This window comes from Nonomuraea typhae (assembly GCF_009760925.1).
Lineage (GTDB): Bacteria > Actinomycetota > Actinomycetes > Streptosporangiales > Streptosporangiaceae > Nonomuraea > Nonomuraea typhae.
Map to the genome: position 1 here is coordinate 367,331 of NZ_VRLV01000004.1, position 22,739 is coordinate 390,069.

At 70.8% G+C, this 22,739-nt stretch carries 23 protein-coding genes; 13 read left to right on the forward strand and 10 right to left on the reverse strand.

Annotation, left to right across the window (positions count from 1 at the left end; genetic code table 11):
* Positions 1 to 7: 7 nt before the first annotated feature.
* From frc to FVE25_RS17760, 5 genes are all read left to right on the forward strand, one after another.
* Entirely contained in the window at positions 8 to 1,231 is a 1,224-nt protein-coding gene (gene frc, locus FVE25_RS17740; protein ID WP_157248060.1) for a formyl-CoA transferase, read from the forward strand.
* Positions 1,232 to 3,346, forward strand: coding sequence for an acetate--CoA ligase family protein (locus tag FVE25_RS17745; protein ID WP_157248061.1), 2,115 nt, complete (start codon positions 1,232 to 1,234; stop codon positions 3,344 to 3,346).
* Between the two features lie 74 nt (positions 3,347 to 3,420).
* Entirely contained in the window at positions 3,421 to 4,908 is a 1,488-nt protein-coding gene (locus FVE25_RS17750; protein ID WP_246267129.1) for an Nramp family divalent metal transporter, read from the forward strand.
* Complete coding sequence (locus tag FVE25_RS17755) at positions 4,908 to 5,300, forward strand: hypothetical protein (protein WP_157248062.1); 393 nt, start codon at positions 4,908 to 4,910, stop codon at positions 5,298 to 5,300. The genes FVE25_RS17750 and FVE25_RS17755 overlap by 1 nt, the downstream gene beginning before the upstream one ends.
* A complete protein-coding gene (locus FVE25_RS17760) occupies positions 5,297 to 6,259 on the forward strand; it encodes a TerC family protein (protein ID WP_157248063.1) in 963 nt (320 codons plus the stop codon). The genes FVE25_RS17755 and FVE25_RS17760 overlap by 4 nt, the downstream gene beginning before the upstream one ends.
* 40 nt (positions 6,260 to 6,299) lie before the next feature.
* Here FVE25_RS17760 and FVE25_RS17765 read toward each other — a convergent pair whose 3' ends face one another.
* From FVE25_RS17765 to FVE25_RS17780, 4 genes are all read right to left on the reverse strand, one after another.
* Complete coding sequence (locus FVE25_RS17765) at positions 6,300 to 6,713, reverse strand: hypothetical protein (protein ID WP_157248064.1); 414 nt, start codon at positions 6,711 to 6,713, stop codon at positions 6,300 to 6,302.
* A gap of 45 nt (positions 6,714 to 6,758) precedes the next feature.
* A complete protein-coding gene (locus tag FVE25_RS17770; protein WP_157248065.1) occupies positions 6,759 to 6,932 on the reverse strand; it encodes a hypothetical protein in 174 nt (57 codons plus the stop codon).
* A 77-nt stretch (positions 6,933 to 7,009) separates the two neighbouring features.
* A complete protein-coding gene (locus tag FVE25_RS17775) occupies positions 7,010 to 7,738 on the reverse strand; it encodes a GntR family transcriptional regulator (RefSeq protein WP_157248066.1) in 729 nt (242 codons plus the stop codon).
* A gap of 80 nt (positions 7,739 to 7,818) precedes the next feature.
* Positions 7,819 to 9,060, reverse strand: a complete 1,242-nt coding sequence (locus tag FVE25_RS17780) for an MFS transporter (protein WP_157248067.1) — start codon at positions 9,058 to 9,060, stop codon at positions 7,819 to 7,821.
* Between the two features lie 89 nt (positions 9,061 to 9,149).
* On the opposite strand from FVE25_RS17780, the gene sucC reads away from it, so the two are divergent.
* The 5 genes from sucC to FVE25_RS17805 all read left to right on the forward strand — a co-directional run bounded on the left by sucC (position 9,150) and on the right by FVE25_RS17805 (position 15,343).
* Entirely contained in the window at positions 9,150 to 10,271 is a 1,122-nt protein-coding gene (sucC, locus tag FVE25_RS17785; protein WP_157248068.1) for an ADP-forming succinate--CoA ligase subunit beta, read from the forward strand.
* Positions 10,271 to 11,152, forward strand: coding sequence for a succinate--CoA ligase subunit alpha (gene sucD / locus FVE25_RS17790; RefSeq protein WP_157248069.1), 882 nt, complete (start codon positions 10,271 to 10,273; stop codon positions 11,150 to 11,152). Before sucC ends, sucD begins: the two co-directional genes overlap by 1 nt.
* A gap of 88 nt (positions 11,153 to 11,240) precedes the next feature.
* A complete protein-coding gene (locus tag FVE25_RS17795) occupies positions 11,241 to 12,080 on the forward strand; it encodes an NAD(P)-dependent oxidoreductase (RefSeq protein WP_157248070.1) in 840 nt (279 codons plus the stop codon).
* On the forward strand, positions 12,077 to 13,798 hold the full coding sequence (gene gcl / locus FVE25_RS17800; protein ID WP_157248071.1) for a glyoxylate carboligase: 1,722 nt from the start codon (positions 12,077 to 12,079) through the stop codon (positions 13,796 to 13,798). The genes FVE25_RS17795 and gcl overlap by 4 nt, the downstream gene beginning before the upstream one ends.
* A 9-nt stretch (positions 13,799 to 13,807) precedes the next feature.
* Positions 13,808 to 15,343, forward strand: a complete 1,536-nt coding sequence (locus tag FVE25_RS17805) for an aldehyde dehydrogenase family protein (protein ID WP_157248072.1) — start codon at positions 13,808 to 13,810, stop codon at positions 15,341 to 15,343.
* Here FVE25_RS17805 and FVE25_RS17810 read toward each other — a convergent pair.
* Positions 15,340 to 15,729, reverse strand: a complete 390-nt coding sequence (locus FVE25_RS17810) for a DUF6703 family protein (RefSeq protein ID WP_246267130.1) — start codon at positions 15,727 to 15,729, stop codon at positions 15,340 to 15,342. The two genes, FVE25_RS17805 and FVE25_RS17810, sit on opposite strands and share 4 nt — an antisense overlap.
* Positions 15,730 to 16,454: 725 nt before the next feature.
* Between FVE25_RS17810 and FVE25_RS17815 the strand changes: the two genes are divergently transcribed.
* The 3 genes from FVE25_RS17815 to FVE25_RS17825 all read left to right on the forward strand — a co-directional run bounded on the left by FVE25_RS17815 (position 16,455) and on the right by FVE25_RS17825 (position 19,456).
* Positions 16,455 to 17,681 (forward strand): BtrH N-terminal domain-containing protein, encoded by a 1,227-nt coding sequence (locus FVE25_RS17815; RefSeq protein WP_157248073.1) that lies wholly within the window; start codon positions 16,455 to 16,457, stop codon positions 17,679 to 17,681.
* 12 nt (positions 17,682 to 17,693) lie between these two features.
* The gene (locus tag FVE25_RS17820) at positions 17,694 to 17,984 is read left to right on the forward strand and encodes an antibiotic biosynthesis monooxygenase family protein (RefSeq protein ID WP_157248074.1); all 291 of its coding nucleotides are present in this window, start codon (positions 17,694 to 17,696) and stop codon (positions 17,982 to 17,984) included.
* Positions 17,985 to 18,070: 86 nt separating this feature from the next.
* A complete protein-coding gene (locus FVE25_RS17825) occupies positions 18,071 to 19,456 on the forward strand; it encodes a glycine--tRNA ligase (protein ID WP_181019621.1) in 1,386 nt (461 codons plus the stop codon).
* 151 nt (positions 19,457 to 19,607) lie between these two features.
* Here the strand turns inward: FVE25_RS17825 and FVE25_RS17830 are convergent, their stop codons facing one another.
* The 5 genes from FVE25_RS17830 to FVE25_RS17850 are packed head-to-tail and all read right to left on the reverse strand — an operon-like array spanning position 19,608 to position 22,405.
* On the reverse strand, positions 19,608 to 19,946 hold the full coding sequence (locus FVE25_RS17830) for a hypothetical protein (RefSeq protein ID WP_157248075.1): 339 nt from the start codon (positions 19,944 to 19,946) through the stop codon (positions 19,608 to 19,610).
* Positions 19,939 to 20,196, reverse strand: coding sequence for an Ada metal-binding domain-containing protein (locus tag FVE25_RS17835; protein ID WP_157248076.1), 258 nt, complete (start codon positions 20,194 to 20,196; stop codon positions 19,939 to 19,941). The genes FVE25_RS17830 and FVE25_RS17835 overlap by 8 nt, the downstream gene beginning before the upstream one ends.
* Positions 20,193 to 20,903 (reverse strand): 2OG-Fe(II) oxygenase, encoded by a 711-nt coding sequence (locus FVE25_RS17840; RefSeq protein ID WP_157248077.1) that lies wholly within the window; start codon positions 20,901 to 20,903, stop codon positions 20,193 to 20,195. Before FVE25_RS17840 ends, FVE25_RS17835 begins: the two co-directional genes overlap by 4 nt.
* 9 nt (positions 20,904 to 20,912) lie before the next feature.
* Complete coding sequence (locus FVE25_RS17845; protein ID WP_157248078.1) at positions 20,913 to 21,401, reverse strand: methylated-DNA--[protein]-cysteine S-methyltransferase; 489 nt, start codon at positions 21,399 to 21,401, stop codon at positions 20,913 to 20,915.
* A 59-nt stretch (positions 21,402 to 21,460) separates the two neighbouring features.
* Positions 21,461 to 22,405 carry a dienelactone hydrolase family protein gene (locus tag FVE25_RS17850; RefSeq protein ID WP_219825530.1) on the reverse strand — a complete coding sequence of 315 codons (945 nt, stop codon included), beginning with the start codon at positions 22,403 to 22,405 and terminating at the stop codon, positions 21,461 to 21,463.
* Positions 22,406 to 22,739 lie beyond the last annotated feature (334 nt).

The following is a 22,739-nucleotide window of genomic DNA, read 5'->3' on the forward strand; positions in this document are numbered from 1 at the left end:
GCCCCAGATGACAGCACTGGAAGGCGTCCGCGTCCTCGACATGACCCACGTCCAGTCCGGGCCCTCGGCCACCCAGCTGCTCGCCTGGCTCGGCGCCGACGTGGTCAAGCTGGAGGCGCCCACCGGCGACATCACCCGCCAGCAACTGCGGGACGCGCCCGGCGTCGACAGCCTCTACTTCACGATGCTCAACTGCAACAAGCGCAGCATCACCCTGAACATGAAGTCCGAGCGGGGCAAGGAGCTGTTCACCGGGCTGGTGAAGGACGCCGACATCCTGGTCGAGAACTTCGGCCCGGGCGCGGTGGACCGGATGGGCTTCACCTGGGAACGCCTCCAGGAGCTCAACCCGCGCCTCATCTACGCCTCGATCAAGGGCTTCGGGGCGGGCAAGTACGCCTCCTACAAGGCGTACGAGGTCATCGCCCAGGCCATGGGCGGCTCCATGAGCACCACGGGCTTCGAGGAGGGCCCGCCGCTGGCCACCGGCGCGCAGATCGGCGACTCGGGCACCGGCGTGCACGCGGTCGCGGGCATTCTGGCCGCCCTGTACCAGCGGGAGAGCAGCGGCCGGGGGCAGCGGGTGCAGGTGGCCATGCAGCACGCCGTACTCAATCTGTGCCGGGTGAAGCTGCGTGACCAGCAGCGCCTGGCGCACGGCCCGCTGCGTGAGTACCCGAACCGGACCTTCGGCGACGAGGTGCCGCGCAGCGGCAACGCCAGCGGCGGCGGCCAGCCCGGCTGGGCGGTGCGCTGCGCGCCCGGCGGGCCCAACGACTACATCTACGTGATCGTCCAGCCGGTCGGCTGGACGCCGCTGTCAAAGATCATCGGCCGCCCCGAGCTGGCCGAGGACCCCGAGTGGGCCACGCCAGAGGCCCGGTTGCCCAAGCTCGACAAGATGTTCCAGCTCATCGAGGAGTGGACGATCCGCCACGACAAGTGGACCGTCCTCGACCAGCTCAACGCCGCGAACGTCCCGTGCGGCCCGATCCTGTCGACCAGGGAGCTGGCCGAGGACGAGAGCCTGCGCGAGGAGGGCATCGTCGTGAAGGTGCCGCACCCGGAACGCGGCGAGTTCGTGACCGTGGGCAGCCCGCTGCAGTTGTCGGACTCGCCGGTCGAGGTGCGCACGCCGCCGCTGCTGGGCGAGCACAACGCGGAGATCTACGGCGCGCTCGGGGTGAGCGCGGGCGAGCTGGCCGAGCTTAAGACGAACGGAGTCATCTGAATGTCCCCCAGGGAAGTCATCGAGAAGGCGCTGGCGGAGGGCCGCACGGCCCTGACCGCGCCCGAGGGCCGCCAGATCTGCGCGGCGTACGGCATCGCCACGCCGGGCGAGGGCTTGGCCGGCTCGGCCGACGAAGCGGTGGATATTTCGCGAAAAATCGGGATGCCGGTGGTCCTGAAGATCGTGTCGCCGGACATCCTGCACAAGACCGACGCCGGCGGCGTGCTCGTCGGCCTCAAGAGCGCCGAGGAGGTCCGCGCGGGCTACGCGACGATCCTGGCCAACGCCCGCGCCCACAACCCGGCCGCCCGCATCGACGGCGTGCAGGTGCAGCAGCTCGTCGGCGGCGGCCACGAGGTCATCGTCGGCGCGGTCACCGACCCCACCTTCGGCAAGATCGTCGCCTTCGGCCTGGGCGGTGTCCTCGTCGAAGTGCTGAAGGACGTCACCTTCCGTCTCGCCCCGGTTTCGGGTGATGATGCGCTCACGATGCTCGACGACATCCAAGCGGCGGAAGTGCTGCGTGGGGCGCGCGGGGCGGAACCCGCCGACCGCGCCGCTCTCGCCGGGCTCATCGAGCGGGTCGGCGAACTCGTCGGTGACCACCCCGAGATCGTCGAGATCGACCTGAACCCCGTCTTCGCCTCCGCCTCCGGCGCGGTCGCCGCCGACGTGCGCATCCTCGTCGGCGCGGCCCCCGCGCCCGTCGAACGCCTGCCCAGGGAGCAGATCCTCGCCCAGATGACGCGCATCTTCAGGCCGCGGGCCATCGCCGTCATCGGCGCCTCCGCCGAACAGGGCAAGATCGGCAACTCGGTGATGCGCAACCTCATCAACGGCGGCTACCAGGGGCGGATCTTCCCGATCAACCCCAAGGCCGCCGACATCATGGGGCTGCCCGCCTACAAGAGCATCGCCGACGTGCCCTACGAGGTGGACGTGGCGGTCTTCGCCATCCCCGCCGCGTTCGTGGCGCCGGCGCTGGAAGAGGCGGGCAAGAAGGGGGTTGCCGGCGCGATCATGATCCCCTCCGGGTTCGCCGAGACCGGCAACGCCGACGGGCAGCGGGAGATCGTGGAGATCGCCCGGCGGCACGGCGTGCGCATGCTCGGGCCCAACATCTACGGCTACTACTACACGCCGGAAAACCTCTGCGCCACGTTCTGCACGCCGTACGACGTCAAGGGCAGCGTCGCGCTGACCTCGCAGAGCGGCGGCATCGGCATGGCCATCCTGGGCTTCAGCCGTACCACCAAAATGGGCGTCTCGGCGATCGTCGGCGTCGGCAACAAGGCCGACGTGGACGAGGACGACCTGCTCACCTTCTTCGAGCAGGACGACAACACCAGCGCGGTCGCCATGCACCTGGAGGACCTCAAGGACGGGCGCGGGTTCGTCGAGGCCGCGCGCCGGGTCGTCCGCCGCAAACCGGTCATCGTCCTCAAAGCCGGGCGCACCGCCATGGGCGCGCGGGCGGCCGGCTCGCACACCGGAGCCCTGGCCGGGGACGACAAGGTCTACGACGACATCCTGCGCCAGGCCGGAGTCGTGCGGGCGCCCGGCCTCAACGACATGCTCGAGTACGCCAGGGCGCTGCCCCTGCTGCCGGCGCCCCAGGGCGAGAACGTCGTCATCATCACCGGCGCGGGCGGCTCCGGCGTGCTGCTGTCCGACGCCTGCGTGGACGCCGGGCTCACGCTCATGGAGATCCCGCCCGACCTCGACGAGGCATTCCGCGCCTACATCCCGCCCTTCGGCGCCGCGGGCAACCCCATCGACATCACCGGGGGCGAACCGCCCTCGACCTACGAGAACACGGTCCGCCTCGGGCTGTCCGACGAACGCATCCACGCGCTCGTCCTCGGCTACTGGCACACGATCGTGACCCCGCCCATGGTCTTCGCGGAGCTGATCGCCCGCGTCGTGGCCGAGGAGCGGGCCAAGGGCAACGTCAAGCCGGTCGTCGCGTCCCTGGCCGGCGACACCGAGGTCGAGGAGGCCAGCGAGTACCTGTTCGAACACGGCGTCATCGCCTATCCCTACACCACGGAAAAGCCCGTGGCCGTCCTCGGTGCCAAGTACCGCTGGGCCAGGGCTGCAGGGCTGCTGCGTTAGAGCCGAACGCAGCGGGCGAGGGGGCACATCGGGGCAGCGCACGAGAACTCACCAACCCCCCAGGAGGTCCGTAGGTGGACACATCCAAACCACCGGCGGCTACGGCGCCACCGGTCGAGGACGAACGCGTATGGAAAGCGGGCCGGCTGGAGCCGATGCCCATCAGGAAACTGCCCGACGCGCCCCCGTCGGTGCACATTCTCGGACCGACCGTCTTCCTGGTCGCCCTGGGCGTGGGAATGGGCGAGTCGTACATGTGGCCCAGGCTCGTGCTGCTGTTCGGGCCGGAGATCAGGTGGTTGTTCCTCATCGGCGTCACCCTGCAGGCCGTGGTCATGCTGGAGATGGCCCGCTACGCCATGGCCACGGGGGAGAGCATCTTCTCCGGCGCGGCCCGGGTGTTCAAGCCGATCATGTGGTTCTTCTTCGTGGTCGCCATCGCCGTCTACATCTGGCCGGGACACCTGTCCGCGGGCGCGGCGGCCTTCGAGGAGATCACCGGCATCCCGTGGGTCCTCACCGCGGTCATCGGGCTGATCCTGGTCGGCGTGGTCTTCTCGCTGGCCAAGGTCATCTACAACGTGCTGGAGAACGTGCTGTCGCTGCTGATCGGGGCACTGGTCGTGGGCACCGCGGTGGTCGCTGCCATGGTCGGCTCCTGGGGCGACGTGGTCTCCACCATCAGCGGCATGTTCTCCTTCGGCTACCTGCCGCCCGAGGCGCTGTCGGCCGCCTGGTTCCCCGTCATCGTCGGGGCCTGCGCGTTCGCCGGGCCGTCCGGGATGCAGCAGATGTGGTACACGCTGCATCTGCGCGACTCCGGAGCCGGCATGGGCGCGCACATCCCGCGCATCCGCGGCCTGCGGCACGCCGGCGAAGAAGAGGCCATGCCCTCGCGCGGCTTCATGTTCGACACCGACGACCCGGCCGAGATGGCCAAGTGGAAGGGCTGGCGGCGCTGGGTCACCTTCGACGCGCTGCTGCTGTTCTGGGGCGTGACCATGCTGGTCACCATCTCCTTCACGGTCATCGCCCAGGCCGCGGTGCGGCAGAACCCGGGCGTGCGCACGATCATCTCCGGCGACGACCGCGAGGTTGCGCTCACCGCCATGTCGGACGCCGTCTCCTCGGCGGGCAGCTCGGTGCTCGGGGTGGTCTTCCTCGGCTTCATCGCGCTGATCGGCCTCAACGCCACGCTCGGGCTGTTCGACTCGTTCTCGCGCGGGCAGGCCGACATGACCTACAACTTCGTCCCCGGGGCGAAGAAGCGGAAGATGTCGCACCTGTACGCCGGGTTCCTCTGGGGCGTGATCATCTTCGGCATCCTGATCCTGCTCTTCGGACCCGCCGACGGGCCCAGCGGGATCCTGGACACGCTGGCGTTCCTGTCCACCTTCGCCATGGGCGCCTACTGCGTCACGCTGCTCCTGGTCAACAACCGCATGCTGCCCAAGCCGATCCGGCCCAGGTGGTGGAGCAACGTGATCATCGGCTTCGGCGCGGTGTTCTACCTCGGCATGCTGTTCTACAGCCTGTTCGCCTACGGCGTGGTCGTGGGCTGATGGCGATCCGGCACAGCCTCGAACCCGCCCTGCCCGGGGCGGCCATCGGAGCGGTCGCCGGGCTCGCCGCCGGTGGGCTGACCCTGCTCGCAGGGCAGCCCGCCGGACGGGCCGCGCTGTCCGCCCTCGCGCTGGCCGTACCCCTCGCCCTCTTCGGAGGGGCGTACGGCCTGCTGCGTGACCGCCCGCCGTTCAAACCCGGAGCCTTCGCGCCCGTCGCGTTGTTCTGGATGGTCGCCTTCCCGCTGTCCCGGCTCCTGCAGGAGAGCCTGGCCGGGGCGGGGATGCGTGACGGCGTGCTCACCTTCCTCGGCTACCAGGCGATGGTGAGCGTCGGATTCGCCATCGGCTTCGTGTGGCTGCACGAACGCCTGACCGTGAGGAGAAGATGAACCTGCCCACGTGGGTCTGGCTGGCCACGATCGGCGGCTTCGGCCTCATCCTCGCCCTCGACTTCTACCTCGTCGCCCGCAACCCCCGCGAACCCTCCTTCCGGGAGTGCGTCGGCTGGGTCTCCTTCTACGTGGCCCTGGCCGTGGTGTTCGGCATCGGCCTGCTGGCGTTCACGGGACCCGGCCGCGGCGGGGAGTTCTTCGCCGGCTGGATCACCGAGTACTCCCTCAGCGTGGACAACCTCTTCGTCTTCCTGCTGATCATGAGCCGCTTCCAGGTGCCGCGGCAGTACCGGCAGAAGGTGCTGCTCATCGGCATCGTGCTGGCGCTGCTCATGCGCGGCGCCTTCATCGCGGCAGGGGCCGAGGCGGTGACCCGCTTCGACTGGCTCTTCTACGTCTTCGGCGCCTTCCTCGTCTACACCGCGTGGAAGCTGATCGGGCACGAGGAAGAGGAGGCAGAGTTCTCGGAGAACATCGCGCTGCGCGCCGTGCGCCGCGTGCTGCCTGCCACCGACGCCTACCACGGCGCCCGCCTGACCGTGCATCAGGGCCGCCGCATGGTGACCCCGATGCTCATCGTCATGGTCGCCATCGGCACCACCGACCTGCTGTTCGCCCTGGACTCCATCCCGGCCATCTTCGGGCTGACCAAGGAGCCGTACCTGGTGTTCACCGCGAACGCCTTCGCGCTCATGGGGCTGCGGCAGCTGTTCTTCCTCATCGGGGGACTGCTGGACCGCCTGGTCTACCTGAGCAAGGGGCTCTCGGTCGTGCTGGCGTTCATCGGGGTCAAACTGATCCTGGAGGCGCTGCACAACGACGGGGTGTCCTGGGCGCCGGAGATCCCGATCCTGGTCTCGCTCGGGGTCATCATCGGCACCCTCGCCGTCACCACCGTGCTCAGTCTGCTGAAGTCGTCCCGTGCCGCCCGGGACGAGGAACCTGCGGAGCAGTGACACCGGCCGCGGTGCGGGTGCGGCCGTGTCCGCCCCGCGGCTACACGCCTTCGGACTTGGCCACGAGCTTGGCCAGAGTGTGGCCGATCTGGATGAGGCTGGCCTTCATCTCGGCTTGGTCGTCCCTGATGACGGCGACCGTCTTCTCCATGTTGCCGACGGAGCGCTTGAGTACGACGATGTCTTCCTTCATCACGACGATGTCGGCCTTCATCTCAACGATGTCGGCCTTCATCTCGATGATGTCGTACTTGACGGTTGTCATGTCGGCCTTGAGTACGACGATGTCCTTCTTGACGGTTGTCATGTCGGCCTTGAGTACGACGATGTCCTTCTTGACGGTTGTCATGTCGGCCTTGAGTACGACGATGTCCTTCTTGACGGTCGTCATGTCGGCCCTAAGGCCGGAGATGTCGCTTCTTGTCTCCCTGATGTCGGTCTCGACGCGGTCCATGCGTTCATCTAGATACGGCATAGACCCATGGTAACGGATGGTGAACTAGGCGCGCGGAGACTTGTGGATAACTTCGTCCGCCCACAGCTCCAGGTAGTGGTCGGCGGCTTCGGCCGAGTACTGCTTGCGGAGGGCGGCGGTCAGGCCGATGCCCAGGGCGCGGCCGTCGCCGGGGCCGCCCAGGGGATCACCGCGGAGAAAGCTCAGCAACGCTTTCATGGTCAAGTCACCTCCCAACGTGCGTTCGTCCTCTGCCCGAGGTGTTTCGCGGCATGCATCCGCCGGTGAACGCCGGGTCAACTGGCGCGGCGGCGCCGCCGTACCGGCTTGGGGGCGGGCTCGACCGGCTCGCCGGCGCGTGAGTCGAGGTAGGAGGCGCGGGTGTGCTCGGTGTGCTCGCGCATGATGCGGGCGGCGCGCTCCTCGTCGCGGGCCTCGATCGCGTCGATGAGCGCGGTGTGCTCCTCCCAGGACGCCATGCCGCGCTGCCGGGCGACGGGCGTGTGGTACCAGCGCACCCGCCGCGCCACCTGCGCGGCGAGCTCGGCCAGCACCTTGTTGCCCGACAGGGCGGTCACCAGGGCGTGGAGCTCGGAGTTGGTGGCGACCGCGGCGTCCACGTCGTCGGACTGGACCGCGGCGACGCCCCGGGCGCACAGGGCGCGCAGCCGCTTCACGCCGTCCTCGCCGGCGTGAAGCGCGGCCAGCCGCGCCGACTCGGCTTCGAGGAGTGTGCGTACGGCCAGCAGCTGGTCGGCCTCCTCCAGCGTCGGCACGTGGACGAAGGCGCCCTGGCCGGGGAACAGGTCGACCCAGCCTTCACCGCTGAGCTGCTGGAGCGCTTCGCGGACCGGTTGCCTGGAGACGCCGAGCAGTTCGGCCAGCTCGCTTTCGACCAGGTGCTGGCCGGGTTTGAGCTGGCCGGAGACGATGAGCTCCTGGATGGCCTCGATCACGCTCTCGCGGAGTGTCGCGGGGCGGGGAATCTTGGCCGCCGCCTGGCCGGCCTGATCCGACAGCAACATGTTCGCGGCTCCACTTTACAGTTTGTCGTCGACTGCCTACAGCATACAGTTTGTGGTTCCTTCCCGGCCGGTGAGCCTCATCACACGGGGATCGTCGCTGGCAGACCGGGTGCGCGCAAGCGCGTGGCGGCGACGGCCGGCAGCGCGGCGAGGGCCGCGGCGATGAGCAGGGCGAGGGCCGTCCTTCCGGAGAACGGCTCAGGGGGCGTGAGGGCGAGCCAGGCCAGTGCCACGGCCAGCAGGCCCGCGGCGGCTTTGGCGCTGTAGACGACCGCGTGGATCCTGCCGGTCCCGGCGGCGCCGAACAGGTCGCGGACGAGGCTGGCGAGCAGGGGGTAGAAGGCGCCGCCGCCCAGTCCGGCGAACAGCGCGCCGGTCCAGAGGGCGAGCGGGGCGCCGGTGGCCGCGAAGCCGGCCAGGAGAAGCTGGCCCAGGGTCAGCAGCGCGAGGACGACGGCGAGGACGGCCTTTCTGCCCAGCCGTTCTGAGCAGCGCATCGCCACCGCCCGGCCCGCGCCGTTGAGGCCGACCAGCAGCGCCAGGACTCCGGCTCCCGCGGCGCCGCCGGCCAGCGCGGCCACGATGACCACGTCGGCGATGGAGACCGCGCCGGCGCACACCAGGATGGCCGCCAGCACCGGCAGTTCCCGCGTCTTCAGCGCCTGGGCCAGGGAGAAGTCGCGCACGGCCCCAGGGGTACGGCGGAGCACCGCGGCATCGAGGGCGTGGGCCCGCGGGTCCACGGTGTCCGGCCACCACAGCGGCGGCGGCATGCGCAGGCGGAGGGCGGCGGCGCCGATCACCGCCGCGGCCACGGCCGCCCAGGCCGGCCAGGCCCAGGGGAGCGCGGCGGGGAACAGCCCGGCCCAGGCGAGCACCGGCAGCGCCCCGTACCCGAACGCGCCGGTCGCCAGGCCGACCCGGGTGGCCGGGCGTTCCGGGTGCCAGGCGGCGACCACGTCGCCGCACGCCCGGTAGACCAGCCCGGCTCCCAGGCCGCCGAGGACCGCGTAGAGGGACAGGGGCAGCCAGGCCGGGCCGTACCAGAGGGCGGCCAGGCCGGTCGAGGTGAGGGCGGCGCCGGCGCCCAGCGAGGCGCGGGGGTTGCCCCGGACGAGGGCGCCGGCCGCCTGGCAGACGATCCAGGCGGCGAGCGGGACGAGCATGGCCCGGTCGCGGGTCAGGAGGGCGGCGTAGCCGTACTGGAGGGGTGCGATGGCCGCCATGGACGCCCAGGCCAGCCAGAACATGCGGGGGCGGTCGGAGGGGACGGGGCCCACGCGGTAGGCGCGGCCTCGCCAGTCTTGGATTGCATTCTCCATACTGTATGGAATATCCACACGATCGGCTCTCTGTCGAGCCCTAGACGGAGTTTACCCCATACGGTATACCGTCTACAAAGGAGGCTCGCATGGACCTTTTCGAGTACCAGGCGAAGGAACTCTTCGGGCGCCACGGCATCCCCGTCCCCATGGGAGACGTGGCCCGTTCTCCGGAGGAAGCCCGTGTGATCGCCGACGAACTGGGCACTCCGGTCGTGATCAAGGCGCAGGTCAAGACGGGCGGCAGAGGCAAGGCCGGCGGCATCAGGCCCGCGCCGGGGCCCGTCGCCGCCGAGGAGGAGGCCGCCCGCGTCCTCGGGATGGAGATCAAGGGGCACGTCGCGCACGCGGTGCTGGTGGAGGCGGCGACGGTGCCGTTCGAGGAGTACTACGCCGCCTTCCTCGTCGACCGGGCGTCGGGCTCGTTCCTCGCGATGGTCTCGGCGCAGGGCGGCATGGAGATCGAGGAACTGGCCGCGCGCGATCCGGGCGCGCTGGTCAGGATGCCGGTCGATCCGGTCCGGGGCGTGGACGGCGAGGAACTCGCGGCCAAGGCGGGCCTGCCCGCGGCGGCGGCCGAGGTGCTGGAGCGGATGTGGGACCTCATGGTCGGCGAGGACGCCCTACTCGTGGAGGTGAACCCGCTCATCTGCACCACCGACCAGCGCATCGTGGCCCTGGACGGCAAGGTGACCCTGGACGGCAACGCCGCCTTCCGCCACGAACGCGAGCCCGCCGAGCTCACCGGCAGCCTGGAGGACCGGGCCCGGGCGAAGGGACTCAACTACGTCAAGCTGAACGGCAGCGTCGGGGTGATCGGCAACGGCGCGGGGCTGGTCATGAGCACGCTCGACGTGGTGGCGGCGGCGGGGGCCGATCCGGCCAACTTCCTGGACATCGGCGGCGGGGCCAGTGCCCGGGTGATGGCCGACGGGCTGGAGATCATCCTGTCGGACCCGGACGTGCGCTCGGTGCTGGTCAACGTCTTCGGCGGCATCACCACCTGCGACGCGGTGGCCACGGGCATCGTCACCGCGCTGGAACTGCTGGGCGAGCGGGGCCGAGCCAGGCCCATCGTGGTCCGGCTCGACGGCAACAACGCCGAGGTCGGCCGGCGCATCCTCAGCGACGCCCGGCACCCGGCGGTGCGCCAGATTCCCACCATGGACGGCGCCGCCGAGCTGGCGGCCAGACTCGCGGCAGGTGCGTGATGGCGATCTTCCTGACCAAGGACAGCCGCGTGCTGGTCCAGGGCATGACCGGGTCCGAGGGCGCCCGGCACACCGCGCGCATGCTGGCCGCGGGCACCGACGTGGTGGCCGGGGTGACCCCGGGCAAGGGCGGCCGGTCGGTGGACTTCGGCGAGCGCACGGTCCCGGTCTTCGGCTCGGTGGCCGAGGCGGCGCAGGAGACGGGCGCCGACGTGTCGGTGCTGTTCGTGCCGCCGCGCTTCACCGCCGCGGCCGTGGAGGAGGCGGTGACCGCCGGGATCCCGCTCTGCGTGGTGATCACCGAGGGCGTGCCGGTGCACGACACGATCCGCTTCCGCGCCCTGGCCGCCGGTGGACGCACCCGGATCGTCGGCCCGAACTGCCCCGGCCTGATCAGCCCCGGCCAGTCGTCGGCCGGCATCATCCCGGCCGACATCACCGGCGCCGGGCGCATCGGCCTGGTCTCCAAGTCCGGCACGCTCACCTACCAGCTCATGTACGAGCTGCGCGACCTCGGCTTCTCCACCGCCGTGGGCATCGGGGGCGACCCGGTCGTCGGCACCACCCACATCGACTGCCTTCAGGCGTTCCAGGAGGACCCGGGCACCGACGCGATCGTGATGATCGGTGAGATCGGCGGTGACGCCGAGGAACGCGCCGCCGCCCACATCACCGCGCACATCACCAAACCGGTCATCGCCTACGTCGCCGGGTTCACCGCCCCGGAGGGCAAGACGATGGGTCACGCGGGCGCGATCGTCTCCGGCTCCTCGGGCACCGCCCAGGCCAAGAAGGAGGCGCTGGAGGCGGCCGGGGTCCGCGTCGGGCGCACCCCCTCGGAGACCGCGCGGCTCATGCGCGCGGCGCTGAGGTCCGCATGAGCGGGCCGCGCCCTGCCCTGTACGGCACCGGCCCGGGCGCCTGGAGGACCTGGAGGACCTGGAGGACCTGGAGGACCTGGAGGACATCGTGAACGTCGCCTTCGTCGGTCTCGGCATCATGGGCCTGCCGATGGCCACCAACCTCACCAAAGCCGGATATGTCGTGACCGCCTATGACGTGAGCCCGGCCCGCATGGAGTCGTTCGACGGGAAGACCGCCACCGGCGCCGGGGCGGCGGTGGCCGAGGCCGACCTGGTGGTCACCATGCTGCCCGACTCGCCCCAGGTGGAGGAGGTCGCGCCGGAGATCGCCGCGCACGGCCGGCCGGGGCTGCTGTGGGCGGACATGAGCACGATCCGCCCCGAGACCGCCCGCTGGGCGGCGGGGCTGGGCGTGCGGACGCTGGACGCGCCGGTCAGCGGCGGCGAGCGGGGCGCGATCGACGGCACGCTGTCGATCATGGCCGGTGGCGCGGAGGCGGACTTCGCGGCGGCGCTGCCCGTCTTCCGCGTGCTCGGCAAGACGATCGTGCACGTCGGCCCCGCGGGGGCCGGGCAGACGGTCAAGGCGGCCAACCAGCTCGTCGTCGGCGGGATCTACGGCCTGGTGGCCGAGGCGATCGTGCTGCTGGAGGCGTCCGGCGTGGATCCGGGCAAGGGGCTGGACGTGCTCGCGGGCGGTCTGGCCGGATCGCGCGTCCTCGACCTCAAGCGCACGAGCATGATCGTCCGGGAGTTCGTCCCTGGCTTCCGCATCGACCTGCACCACAAGGACATGGGCATCGCCCTCGCCGCCGCCCGCGAGGCCGGGGTGGCGCTGCCGCTCACCGGCCAGGTGGCCCAGCTCGTGGCCGCCGCCCGCGCCCAGGGACACGGCTCGCTCGACCACTCCGCCCTGCTCAAGGTGATCGAAAGGCTCAATTCATGACGAGGATGCCCTGTATGGAGGCGGTTGTCGCGGTGCTGGAATCCGAGGGCGTGGACACCGTCTTCGGCATTCCGGGCGCCGCGATCCTGCCGTTGTACGCGGCGCTCCGGCACAGCTCGATCCGGCACGTCACCGTGCGGCACGAGGAGGGCGGCACCCACGCCGCCGACGGGTGGGCCAGGGTGACGGGCAACGTCGGCGTCTGCGTCGGCACCTCGGGACCCGCCGGCACCAACATGATCACCGGTCTCTACACCGCGATGGCCGACTCCGTCCCGATCATCTGCGTCACCGGGCAGGCGGCCACCTCCAAGCTGCACCAGGAGGCGTTCCAGGCGGTGGACATCGTGGAGATCGCCCGGCCGGTCACCAAGTGGGCGGTACAGCTCAAGGAACCCGCCCAGGCGCCCTGGGTCTTCCGCGAGGCTTTCCGCATCGCGCGCTCCGGGCGGCCGGGGCCGGTGCTCATCGACCTGCCGATCGACGTGCAGCGCGGCACCTGCCGCTACGACCGCTCGGTGGACGCGCCGCTGCCCGTGGAGGCGCCGAAGCCGCTGCCCGCCGCCGTGCGCCGGGCCGTGGACCTGCTGGGTGAAGCCAGGAGGCCGATCATCCTGGCCGGCGGCGGCGTCATCGTCGCCGAGGCCGCCGACGAGCTGCGCGCGCTGGCCGAACACCTCCAGGTTCCGGTCCAGGTCACGCTCATGGGCAAGGGGGCCTTCCCCGAGGACCACCCGCTGTTCGCCGGGATGGCCGGCATTCAGACGCAGACCCGGTGGGGCAACGCGGCCTTCCTCGAAAGCGACCTCGTGCTGGCCGTCGGCGCCCGCTTCGGCGACCGGCACACCGGCGACCTCGACGTCTACCGCAAGGGCCGGCGCTTCATCCACGTCGACATCGAGCCCACGCAGTTCGGCAGGGTCTTCGAGCCGGACTTAGGGGTGTTCGGCCATGCCCGGCCCGTATTGGCTGAGATGGTGACCGAGGCGCGCAGCCGTACCACCGCCCGGGCACCCGGCAAGTGGGTGCGCAGGGTCGGCGAGCTGCGCCGCACGATGGCGCGCCGCGACGACTTCGACGACGTGCCGATCAAGCCGCCCCGCGTGTTCAGGGAGCTCAACGCGTTCTATCCCCGGGACACCACCTTCGTCACCGCGATCGGGCTCTACCAGATCTGGTCGGGCCAGTTCCAGACCACCTACCTGCCCAGGCGCTACCTGGTGTGCGGCCAGGCCGGGCCGCTCGGCTGGGAGGTGCCCGCGGCCATGGGCGTCAAGTGCGCCCACCCCGAACGCCAGGTCGTGGCGGTGGTCGGCGACTACTCCTTCCAGTTCCTGATGGAGGAGGTCGCGGTGGCGGCGCAGTATCGGATCCCGTTCGTCATCGTGATGATCAACAACGAGTACCTCGGGCTGATCAGGCAGGCGGAGATCCCCTACGGCATGAACTACGCCGTCGACCTCCACTACGGCGAAGGCGGCATCGACCACGTCAAGGCCATGGAGTCGTTCGGCTGCCCGGCCCGCCGCGTGGAACTGCCCGGCGACCTGCGCGATGCGCTGGCCTGGGCCACCGAAGAGGCCGCCCGCGAGCGGCTGCCGGTGCTGGTGGAAGTCATGGTCGAGCGCGAGGCGAACGCGGCCATGGGCCCGTCGCTCGACGCGATCAAAGAGTTCGAGCCGCTGCCCGAGCTCGTCACCGTCGACTGGTCGGACTGAGGAGGCCAGATGCGGATCAAACCGGGCACAGCCTGGCAGGACACGTACGACAGATGCTGTACGGCGGCGCCGGAGGCGTTCCACGACGACCGGGTGCTCAACCACTGGGGCGGTTTCTGGCACCGCGACGGCCGCCCCGACACCACGGTCTTCTCGCCCGTCGACGGCACGGTCATCGCCGCCCCGCCCCGCCTGGACCGTTCGGGCGCCGCCCGCGCCGTCGCGGGGGCCGAGGCCGAGCACCGCCAATGGCGCCACCAGCCGCTGGCCGAGCGCAAGGCCCGCGTCTCGGCGGCGGTCGAGGCGATGGCCGCCCACCGCGACCTGCTGGCGCTGCTGCTGGTGTGGGAGATCGGCAAGCCCTGGAAGACGGCCTGCGCCGACGTGGACCGCTGCCTGGACGGCGTGCGCTGGTACGTCGGGGAGATCGACCGCATGACCCACGGCCGCACCCCCCTGGCCGGGCCGGTCAGCAACATCGCGAGCTGGAACTACCCGATGAGCGTGCTCATGCACGCGATGCTCGTGCAGGCGCTGGCCGGCAACGCGGTCATCGCCAAGACGCCCACCGACGGCGGGCTGGCCTGCCTCACGCTGGCCTGCGCGCTGGCGGTCCGGGAGGGGCTGCCGTTCACGCTGGTCAGCGGGGGAGGGGCGGCGCTGTCGCCGGTGCTGGTGGGGGCGCGCTCGATCGGGTGCGTGTCGTTCGTCGGCGGACGGGACGCCGGGGCCCAGGTGGCGACCTCGCTGGCCGACGTCGAGCGGCGGCACGTGCTGGAGCAGGAGGGGCTCAACTGCTGGGGCGTCTGGGAGTACTCGGGGTGGGAGCTGCTGGCGACGCAGATCCGGGCGTCGTTCGATTACGGCAAGCAGCGGTGTACCGCCTATCCGCGATTTGTCGTCCAGCGGGAGCTTTTTCCGGAATTTTTAGCCGCTTATCTGAAAGCGGTGGGCTCATTGCGGTTTGGGCACCCGCTCGCGGTGGAATCGGCGGACGACTCGCTGCCGCAGCTCGACTTCGGCCCGCTCATCAACGCGGCCAAGGCGGCCGAGCTGGCCGCACAGGTGGATCAGGCCGTCGCGCGGGGCGGTGTGCCGTTGTACCGGGCACCGGTCGAATCCGGAAATTTCCTGCCCGGGCAGGATATTTCCGCTTACTTCGCCCCGACCGCCATCCTCAACCCGCCCCGATCCTCACCCCTCCACCACGCCGAGCCCTTCGGCCCGGTCGACACGATGGTCCTGGTGGACACCGAAGCCGAACTGCTGGCCGCCATGAACGCCAGCAACGGCGCCCTCGTCGCCAGCCTGTCCTGTGACGACGAGGCGGCCTTCCACCGGCTCGCGCCGGAGGTCCGGGCGTTCAAGGTCGGCCACAACAAGCCCCGCTCCAGAGGGGACCGCGACGAGTTGTTCGGCGGTCTGGGCGCCTCGTGGCGCGGCGCCTTCGTCGGCGGCGACCTTCTGGTCCGCGCCGTCACCATCGGTCCCGAGGGGGAGCGCCTGCCCGGCAACTTCCCCACCTACACGCTGCTGGCCAGCTAGAAGGCCCCGAAGCGGGTGGCCGCGACCAGCAGGAGGAACGTCAGCATCGCCACCCGCAGCAACCGGCCGCCCGTCCGCAGCGACGGCCACGACAGATAGGCCAGCCATCCGACGAACGCGATCACCGGCAGCACCGCCACCCCGCCCAGCCAGCTCTGCACGGCGAACCCGGCCAGCAGCAGCACGACCATCACGACGGGCACGATCCACCGCGGGACCTGCGTGAACAGGTAGGCCATCGGGGTGGCGCTGCGCTCTTCGACCTTCCTGCGCAGCCCGGTCGCGCCCGGGGTGAAGAACTGCTCGCCGGGCGGGAGCGGCCGCTTCGGCTTGCCCGCCGGTCGCGGCTGGGCCAGGGGGTGCCGGTGATCCTCGTTCTGAGCCACGCCCCGAGCCTAACAAGCGGCCTTGCTTGAAGGCGGTTTACGCTCGCTTCACCTGGCCATGTCGGCCCGTTCGGGCCCTCCAACCTGCGATAACACGAAAAATCCCGTCACTCAGCCTTACATAACTCCGACATAAGTTCGCGAACTTCATGCTGATCGTCGGCTACGCATAAAACGTGCCCAAGCCTCTCGCCAAAGCCTCTTCAACAGACCCTCTTTGTGATGATTCATCACTTTTCCGGCGTTATCGTCAGATTTGTCGGAGTTCTCATTGAGGGCTCCCCATGCAAGGGGGAAAACATGGCATTTGGCATCCTCATGGATCGCAGCTTCGGCGGCGATGAGTTCCATCGCCGCGAACGCCGACGTGGCAGGCACTCGAGGCGTCGCTGGCGCCGCTGGCGTCGTCGCGGCCGCGGATGCGGCGGCTGGGGCTGGGGCGGCGGCTGGTGGTGGTAAGCCACCACGCCTGAGGGAGCCGGCGGGCTGACCGCCGGCTCCCTCGCGTGCGGGGCATGACACGTGGAGGGGCGGCGCCTAGGATGGCGGGCACGGCGACTCCCGCGCCGCACCTCCCCAGGCGGGCATCCACGCTGCCCGTGGCTTCACGGAGGCAAAGGGGACGAACGAGCCTCGGGGGAGCCTTCGGCATGCCTGGCACACAACGCGGCGGCCGGGGCCGGCGGGCGTGGACCGGGCCCCCGCGCGTCCGCGGAAACACGGGTATGACCGACAAGAAGCAGCTCAAGGCCCGCATCCGGGCCCGCATGGCCAAGACCGGCGAAAGCTACACGACCGCGCGACGGCACGTCCTCGGCGCCACCGCCGTGCCCGAGGACGGCGGCTGGCAGCTCAAGGGCGGCCACCATCCCGGCACGGCCGTCGTCGCCCGGCTGACCGGGATTCCCGAGCCGCTGGTCTTCCTGGCCGGCGGCGGGATCGGCGCCGGATACATCCTCTGGGAGTTCAAGGAGCACAACAGCGCCAGCCTCGTCCTGGCCTTCAGCAACCAGTGGCAGTACTACGACCGCTGGATGGCCAAGACCCTCGACCGGCTGGCCGTGCCGTACACCCACCACACGACCGGCGGCGCCAAGGGGGCCGCGCGCAGGCTGGCCGCGGAGCTCGACGCGGGACGCCCGTGCGTGGTGCTGCCCGACCGCTACCACATCGGCTACTGGCGCCTGCCGAAGGAGCTCGACGGGTACGGCGGGCATCCGGTCATCGCCTATCGGCGCGAAGGCGGGTTCGTCCACGTCGACGACCGGGGCAGCGCGCCGATCCGGGTCCCGGAGGACCGCATGGAGGCGGCCAGGGGACGCGTGTCGTCCTACAAGAACAGCCTCTACGTGCTCGGCGAACGCGGCGAGGCCGACCTGGCCGAGGTCGCGCGGGAGGGGCTGCGCGACTGCGCGGAGCACCTGTCCGCCCCCTCCGACTCCTTCTCGCTGCCCGCCTGGCGCAAGTGGGGGCGGCTGCTGACCGACGAGCGCAACGCCAAGGGGTGGCCCAGGGTGTTCGCCGACGGGACGCGGCTGGCCGGGGCGCTGCTGTCGATCTGGGAGTGCGCGGAAGCGGTCGGGATCGACGGAGGGAACCTGCGGGACCTGTTCGCCGACGGGCTCGACGCGGCGGCGCCCCTGCTCGGCAGGCCGGAGCTCGGGGATCTGGCCGCCGAGTACCGGCGCATCTGCGGGATGTGGCACGAGATGGCTGAGACGGCGCTGCCGTACCAGGAGTTCGGGCGGATCCGCGAGCTGACGGCGGCCGTCCGCGAGGCGGTGCTGGCCGACGGCGAAGCGCGCAGGGAGGACGCCGAGGAGCTGTGGCGGCTGCGCGCGGAAGCCGACAGAGCGCGGAGAAAGGTGGATTTCGCCGCGATCGCCGAGCGGGTCCTGGCGATCCATGCGGCGGAGTCCGCCGCGATCGCCCGGCTGCGGGAGATCGTCTGACATTCTAGGAAGGTGCTCGCCGTTATTCGCTACTCCGTTCCGGAAGCTCAGTCGCAAGAGTTCCTCAAACAAGGTCAGAACATCATCGAGACCCTGCAGGCCCAGCCCGGGTTCCTGCGGGGCCGGCTGGCCCGTTCCGTCGACGAGCCGAACCTCTGGGCGCTGGTGAGCGAATGGGAGGGCGCGGGCTACTACCGCCGCGCCCTCGCGGCCGCCAAGATGGCCATGTATCCCATGATGATCCTCATGCTGCACGAGCCGAGCGCCTTCGAGGACGTCTACGTATCCGGACAAGAGGAATAGTCGCGCGCGAGGGCGCTCCGGCGTCCCCTAAGCTGAGAGCTCATCCGTTCCCTCGCCGACCTCCAGCCGGAAAGAGATCCAACCTCATGGCACGCCGTACAGACGTCATGGACACCATCGTCAGCCTCGCCAAGCGCCGCGGGCTCGTCTACCCGTCGAGCGAGATCTACGGAGGGCTCCGTGCGTCCTGGGACTACGGCCCGCTGGGCGTCGAGCTGAAGAACAACGTCAAGCGGCAGTGGTGGCTGTCGATGGTCCAGGCGCGCGAGGACGTCGTCGGCCTCGACTCCTGCGTCATCCTCGCCCGCGAGGTCTGGCAGGCATCCGGCCACGTCGAGACGTTCACCGACCCGCTGACCGAGTGCCAGTCCTGCCACAAGCGCTTCCGCGCCGATCACCTCATCGAGGCTTACGAGGAGAAGAACGGCAAGTCCCCGGAAAACGGCCTGGCCGACATCACCTGCCCCAACTGCGGCAACAAGGGCGCCTTCACCGAGCCACGCCAGTTCAGCGGCCTGCTGAAGACCTACCTCGGCCCCGTCGAGGACGAGTCCGGCCTGGCCTACCTGCGTCCCGAGACCGCGCAGGGCATCTTCATCAACTACCTCAACGTGCAGCAGTCGGCACGCAAGAAGGTGCCGTTCGGCATCGGCCAGATCGGCAAGTCGTTCCGCAACGAGATCACGCCGGGCAACTTCATCTTCCGGACCCGCGAGTTCGAGCAGATGGAGATGGAGTTCTTCGTCAAGCCCGGCACCGACGAGGAATGGCACCAGTACTGGATCGACGAGCGCTACCGCTGGTACTCCGACCTGGGCATCAACAAGGACAACCTGCGCCTGTACGAGCACCCGCAGGAGAAGCTGTCGCACTACTCCAAGCGCACGGTCGACGTGGAGTACCGCTTCAACTTCGCCGGCACCGAGTGGGGTGAGCTGGAGGGCATCGCCAACCGCACCGACTTCGACCTCACCGCCCACGGCAAGGCCTCCGGCGTCGACCTGTCCTTCTTCGAGCAGGACACCGGCGAGCGCTACGTCCCCTACGTCATCGAGCCCGCGGCCGGCGTCGACCGCGCCACGCTGACGTTCCTGCTCGACGCCTACACCGAGGACGAGGCGCCCAACGCCAAGGGCGTCATGGAGAAGCGCACCGTCATGCGCCTCGACCACCGCCTCGCGCCCGTCAAGGCGGCCGTCCTCCCGCTGTCCCGCAACGCCGACCTGTCGCCCAAGGCCCGCGACCTCGCCGCCCAGCTGCGCCGCCGCTGGAACGTCGAGTTCGACGACGCCGGCGCGATCGGCCGCCGCTACCGGAGGCAGGACGAGATCGGCACGCCGTTCTGCATCACGGTGGACTTCGACACCCTGGAGGACCAGGCGGTGACGATCCGCGAGCGTGACTCCATGGCGCAGGAGCGCATCTCGCTCGACCAGGTGGACGCCTACCTGCGGCAGCACCTCAACGACTGACCTCCCCAGGCATACGAGGGCGTCCGGCTTCTGCGCCGGGCGCCCTCCCGCGCTTTTCCAGGGGTACGGCATGCGCCCGTGTCGCCCAGACCCGGGACGGCCACCGGGGAGTGCGCTACCCGCCTGACCACCCACCCTCAAAGGCGGGTTGTCAGGGGGCCGGCGGGGTGGTCAAGGTGCGGGACGGGTCCCAGGCGGGGTTGTCGTGCAGGCGGCTCCGCATTCCGGCCCAGCCCTCCGGCGGCGCGAGAACCACCCAGGCGTCCGGGGCGGCGGCGGTGAAGCGGGTGGCCTGGCGCAGCCAGGAGGCGGCCTGCTCGGGCCAGTCCACCACGTCCGCCACCACCCCGCCGGCCGCCTCCCATTGCGCGGCGAAGCGCCTGGCCGCGGCGACCGATCCGGGGTCGCGGCCGTGGCCCACGGTGACCCGGTGCGCCTCGGGCCGTTCCAGGCGCAGCCGGGCGACCAGCTCCGTCACGTCGTCAAGCACGTTGTCTCCAGATCCGGTACTCCTCGGGCAGGCACACCGCGCACGGCCGGTAGCCCGCGGCGCGGGCGGTGGTGGCGTCGGGGAAGAACACCCGGTGCCGCACGTAGCCGCCCGCCGCTATGGCGCGCAGGGCCGACGGGCAGTCCAGGCGGCCGTAGATGCGGGCGCGCCGGTAGCCGCCGAGCGTTCCGGGCACCGGGCTGCGGTACGGCCGCCCGTCGGCCCCGAGCAGGACGTACCGCCCGGTCATGCGGCGTCGTGGAAGACCAGGCCCAGTGTGTGCCGGAGCCCGGAGCGGACGGTGCTGACGCCGTGCCGTACCGGGGCGGCCGACCAGCCGCGGGACGAGCGGACCGGGCGGTCGCGGGTGGTGAAGACGAGGCCGTGGCCTTGGGGGAGCGTGGTGACCGTCCCCCGGGACTGGGCCCGGGGGCGCTGTTCGACCAGCAGGAACTCGCCGCCGGTGTAGTCCTCGCCCGGCACGTCCAGGCCGATGACGACCTGCAGCGGGAACACCAGGTCGCCGTACAGGTCGCGGTGCAGGGCGTTCCAGTCGGCCGGGCCGTACCGCAGCAGGATCGGCGTGGGCCTGGTCTGGCCGGCGGCGTGGCAGCGGGCCAGCCAGCCGGCGAGGTCGTCGGGCCACGTGGCGGTCCAGCCGAGCCGGGCGGCCCAGTCGCGGGCGATCGGGAGCAGGCGCGGATAAAGGGCCTCGCGCAGGGCGGACACCGCCTCGGGGAAGGGCTCGCGGAAGTAGCGGTACTGGCCGGAGCCGAAGCGGTGGCGGGCCATGTCCACCGTGGAGCGGAATCGGCCCACTTCGCCATACAGGGCAGAAATATCCCGGCATTCCGCCGGGGTCAGCAGGGGGCCGGTGAGCGCGCAGCCGTGCGTGTCGGCCTCCCGGGTGACCGCGGACCAGTCGGTCGCGGCCACCCTCTCGCGGATGTCGGTCATGATCGTCCTTCAGATGAGCGTGGGCTGGAGCGCGCCCTCGTGGGTGAGCAGGAACCGCTTGCGCTCGATCCCGGCCGCGTAGCCGGTCAGCGCGCCGCCGGCGCCGATCACGCGGTGGCAGGGCCGTACGATCAGCAGCGGGTTCGCCCCCACGGCCGCGCCGACCGCGCGGATGCGGTCGCGCGGGGCGCCGATGCGGGCGGCGACCTCGCCGTAGGTGGTGGTTCGTCCGTACGGCACCGCCGCCACCTCGGCCCATACCCGGTGCTGGAAGTCGGTGCCGGCGGGGCGCAGGTCGAGGTCGAAGGCCGTGCGCTCGCCCGCGAAGTACGCGGCGAACTGACGCACCGCCTCGGCGAAGGGGGCGTCGGCACGCCGGGCTCCCTGCGGGGCGGGCGTCCCGACCTTCACGGCGGTCAGGGCCACGCCGGTCGCGGTCTCCTCCCCGGTCAGCACGATGCGGCCGATCGGGCTGTCGATGGTCGTGTAGATGCTCATGTCATTGAGAACACCGAGGACAGCCCGTAGGATGCGCGGTTTTCGGACCTCGTGCTGAGTTAGCCGAGATACCGGTCGAACCAGGCGATCAGGCGCTCCCACGCCTCGGCCGCGGCCGTCGGGTTGTAGCGCTGGCCGGTGTCGTTGAAGAAGGCGTGCCCGGCGCCGGCGAACGTGGCGATCTCGTGGGTCAGCCCGGCCTTCTCCAGGGCGGCCTTGGCGGCGTCGCGGGTGGCGTTGACGCGCTGGTCCTGCTCGGCGTAGATGCCGAGGACGGCGGCTGTCGAACCGGACATGTCGGCGTTGGCGGGCAGGGGGCCGTAGAACGGCACCGCGGCGGACAGGCGGGGCTCCGACGAGGACAGCAGCAGCCAGGTCATGCCACCGCCGAAGCAGAAACCGGCCATGCCCAGTTTCCGGCCCTTGGCGCGGTTCTGGAGTTCGGTCAGGGACGCCTTCAGGTCGGCCGTGAACTGGGCGGGGGTGATCTCGCCGAGTTTCGCCGTGGCCTGGGCGGTGTCGGAGAAGGAGTCGGTGCCGCCCGCCCGGGAGAGCAGGTCGGGGGCCAGGGCCGAGTAGCCGGAGGCGGCCAGGCGGCCGGCCACCGACCGGGTGTGGTCGTTGAGGCCGCGGTTCTCGTGGATGACCAGGACCGCGCCCTTCGCCTTCTCCGCCGGGGCCCATGCGCCCTTGAGCGCCGCGCCTTCCGGGCCGGGGAACGTGATGTTCTCGGCGGGCAGGGGTGAGGGGCCGACCGGGGCGGCGGTGGGGGTGGGCTGGGCGCCGGTCCCCGTTCCCGGTTCCGTTGCCGTGGCTGTGGTGGCCGGCGGCGCGGCAGGGCCGCTGGGCGCGGGGGCGCCGCAGGCGGCCAGAAGCGCGCTGGCGGCGGGCAGGCCGAGGCCCAGCAGGCCCAGGCGGCGGAGCGCTTCACGCCTCGGGATCAGGCCGTCGGCGTGGTCGTGGGCGACCTCTTCCGCGAGATACCGCTTGAAGGGCGACATCATGCCTGGATGCTATGCCGGGGGGCCGAAAGCTCAGGTAAAGAGGGCGTCGGGCGAAAAATCGCATAAAGGCGTGCGTTACAGGGGTTTTCGCGGGCGCTTGATGACATGGGCGCAGACATCGGAACGACAGCAGCCCGCTTCGGGCCGCCTCCAAAGGCGTCCGAGCGGGCTCGGGCCGGCGCCGAGGGCGCTTGGGCAACCCCAGGGCTCCGGGCAACCCCAGGGCTCCGGGCAACGGGAAGGCCCTGAGCAACCGGGATATCCGGCATGCCTGGGCTACCTGGGATGCCTGGGCAACCTGGGCAACCTGGGCAACCTGGGATACCCGGGCAAC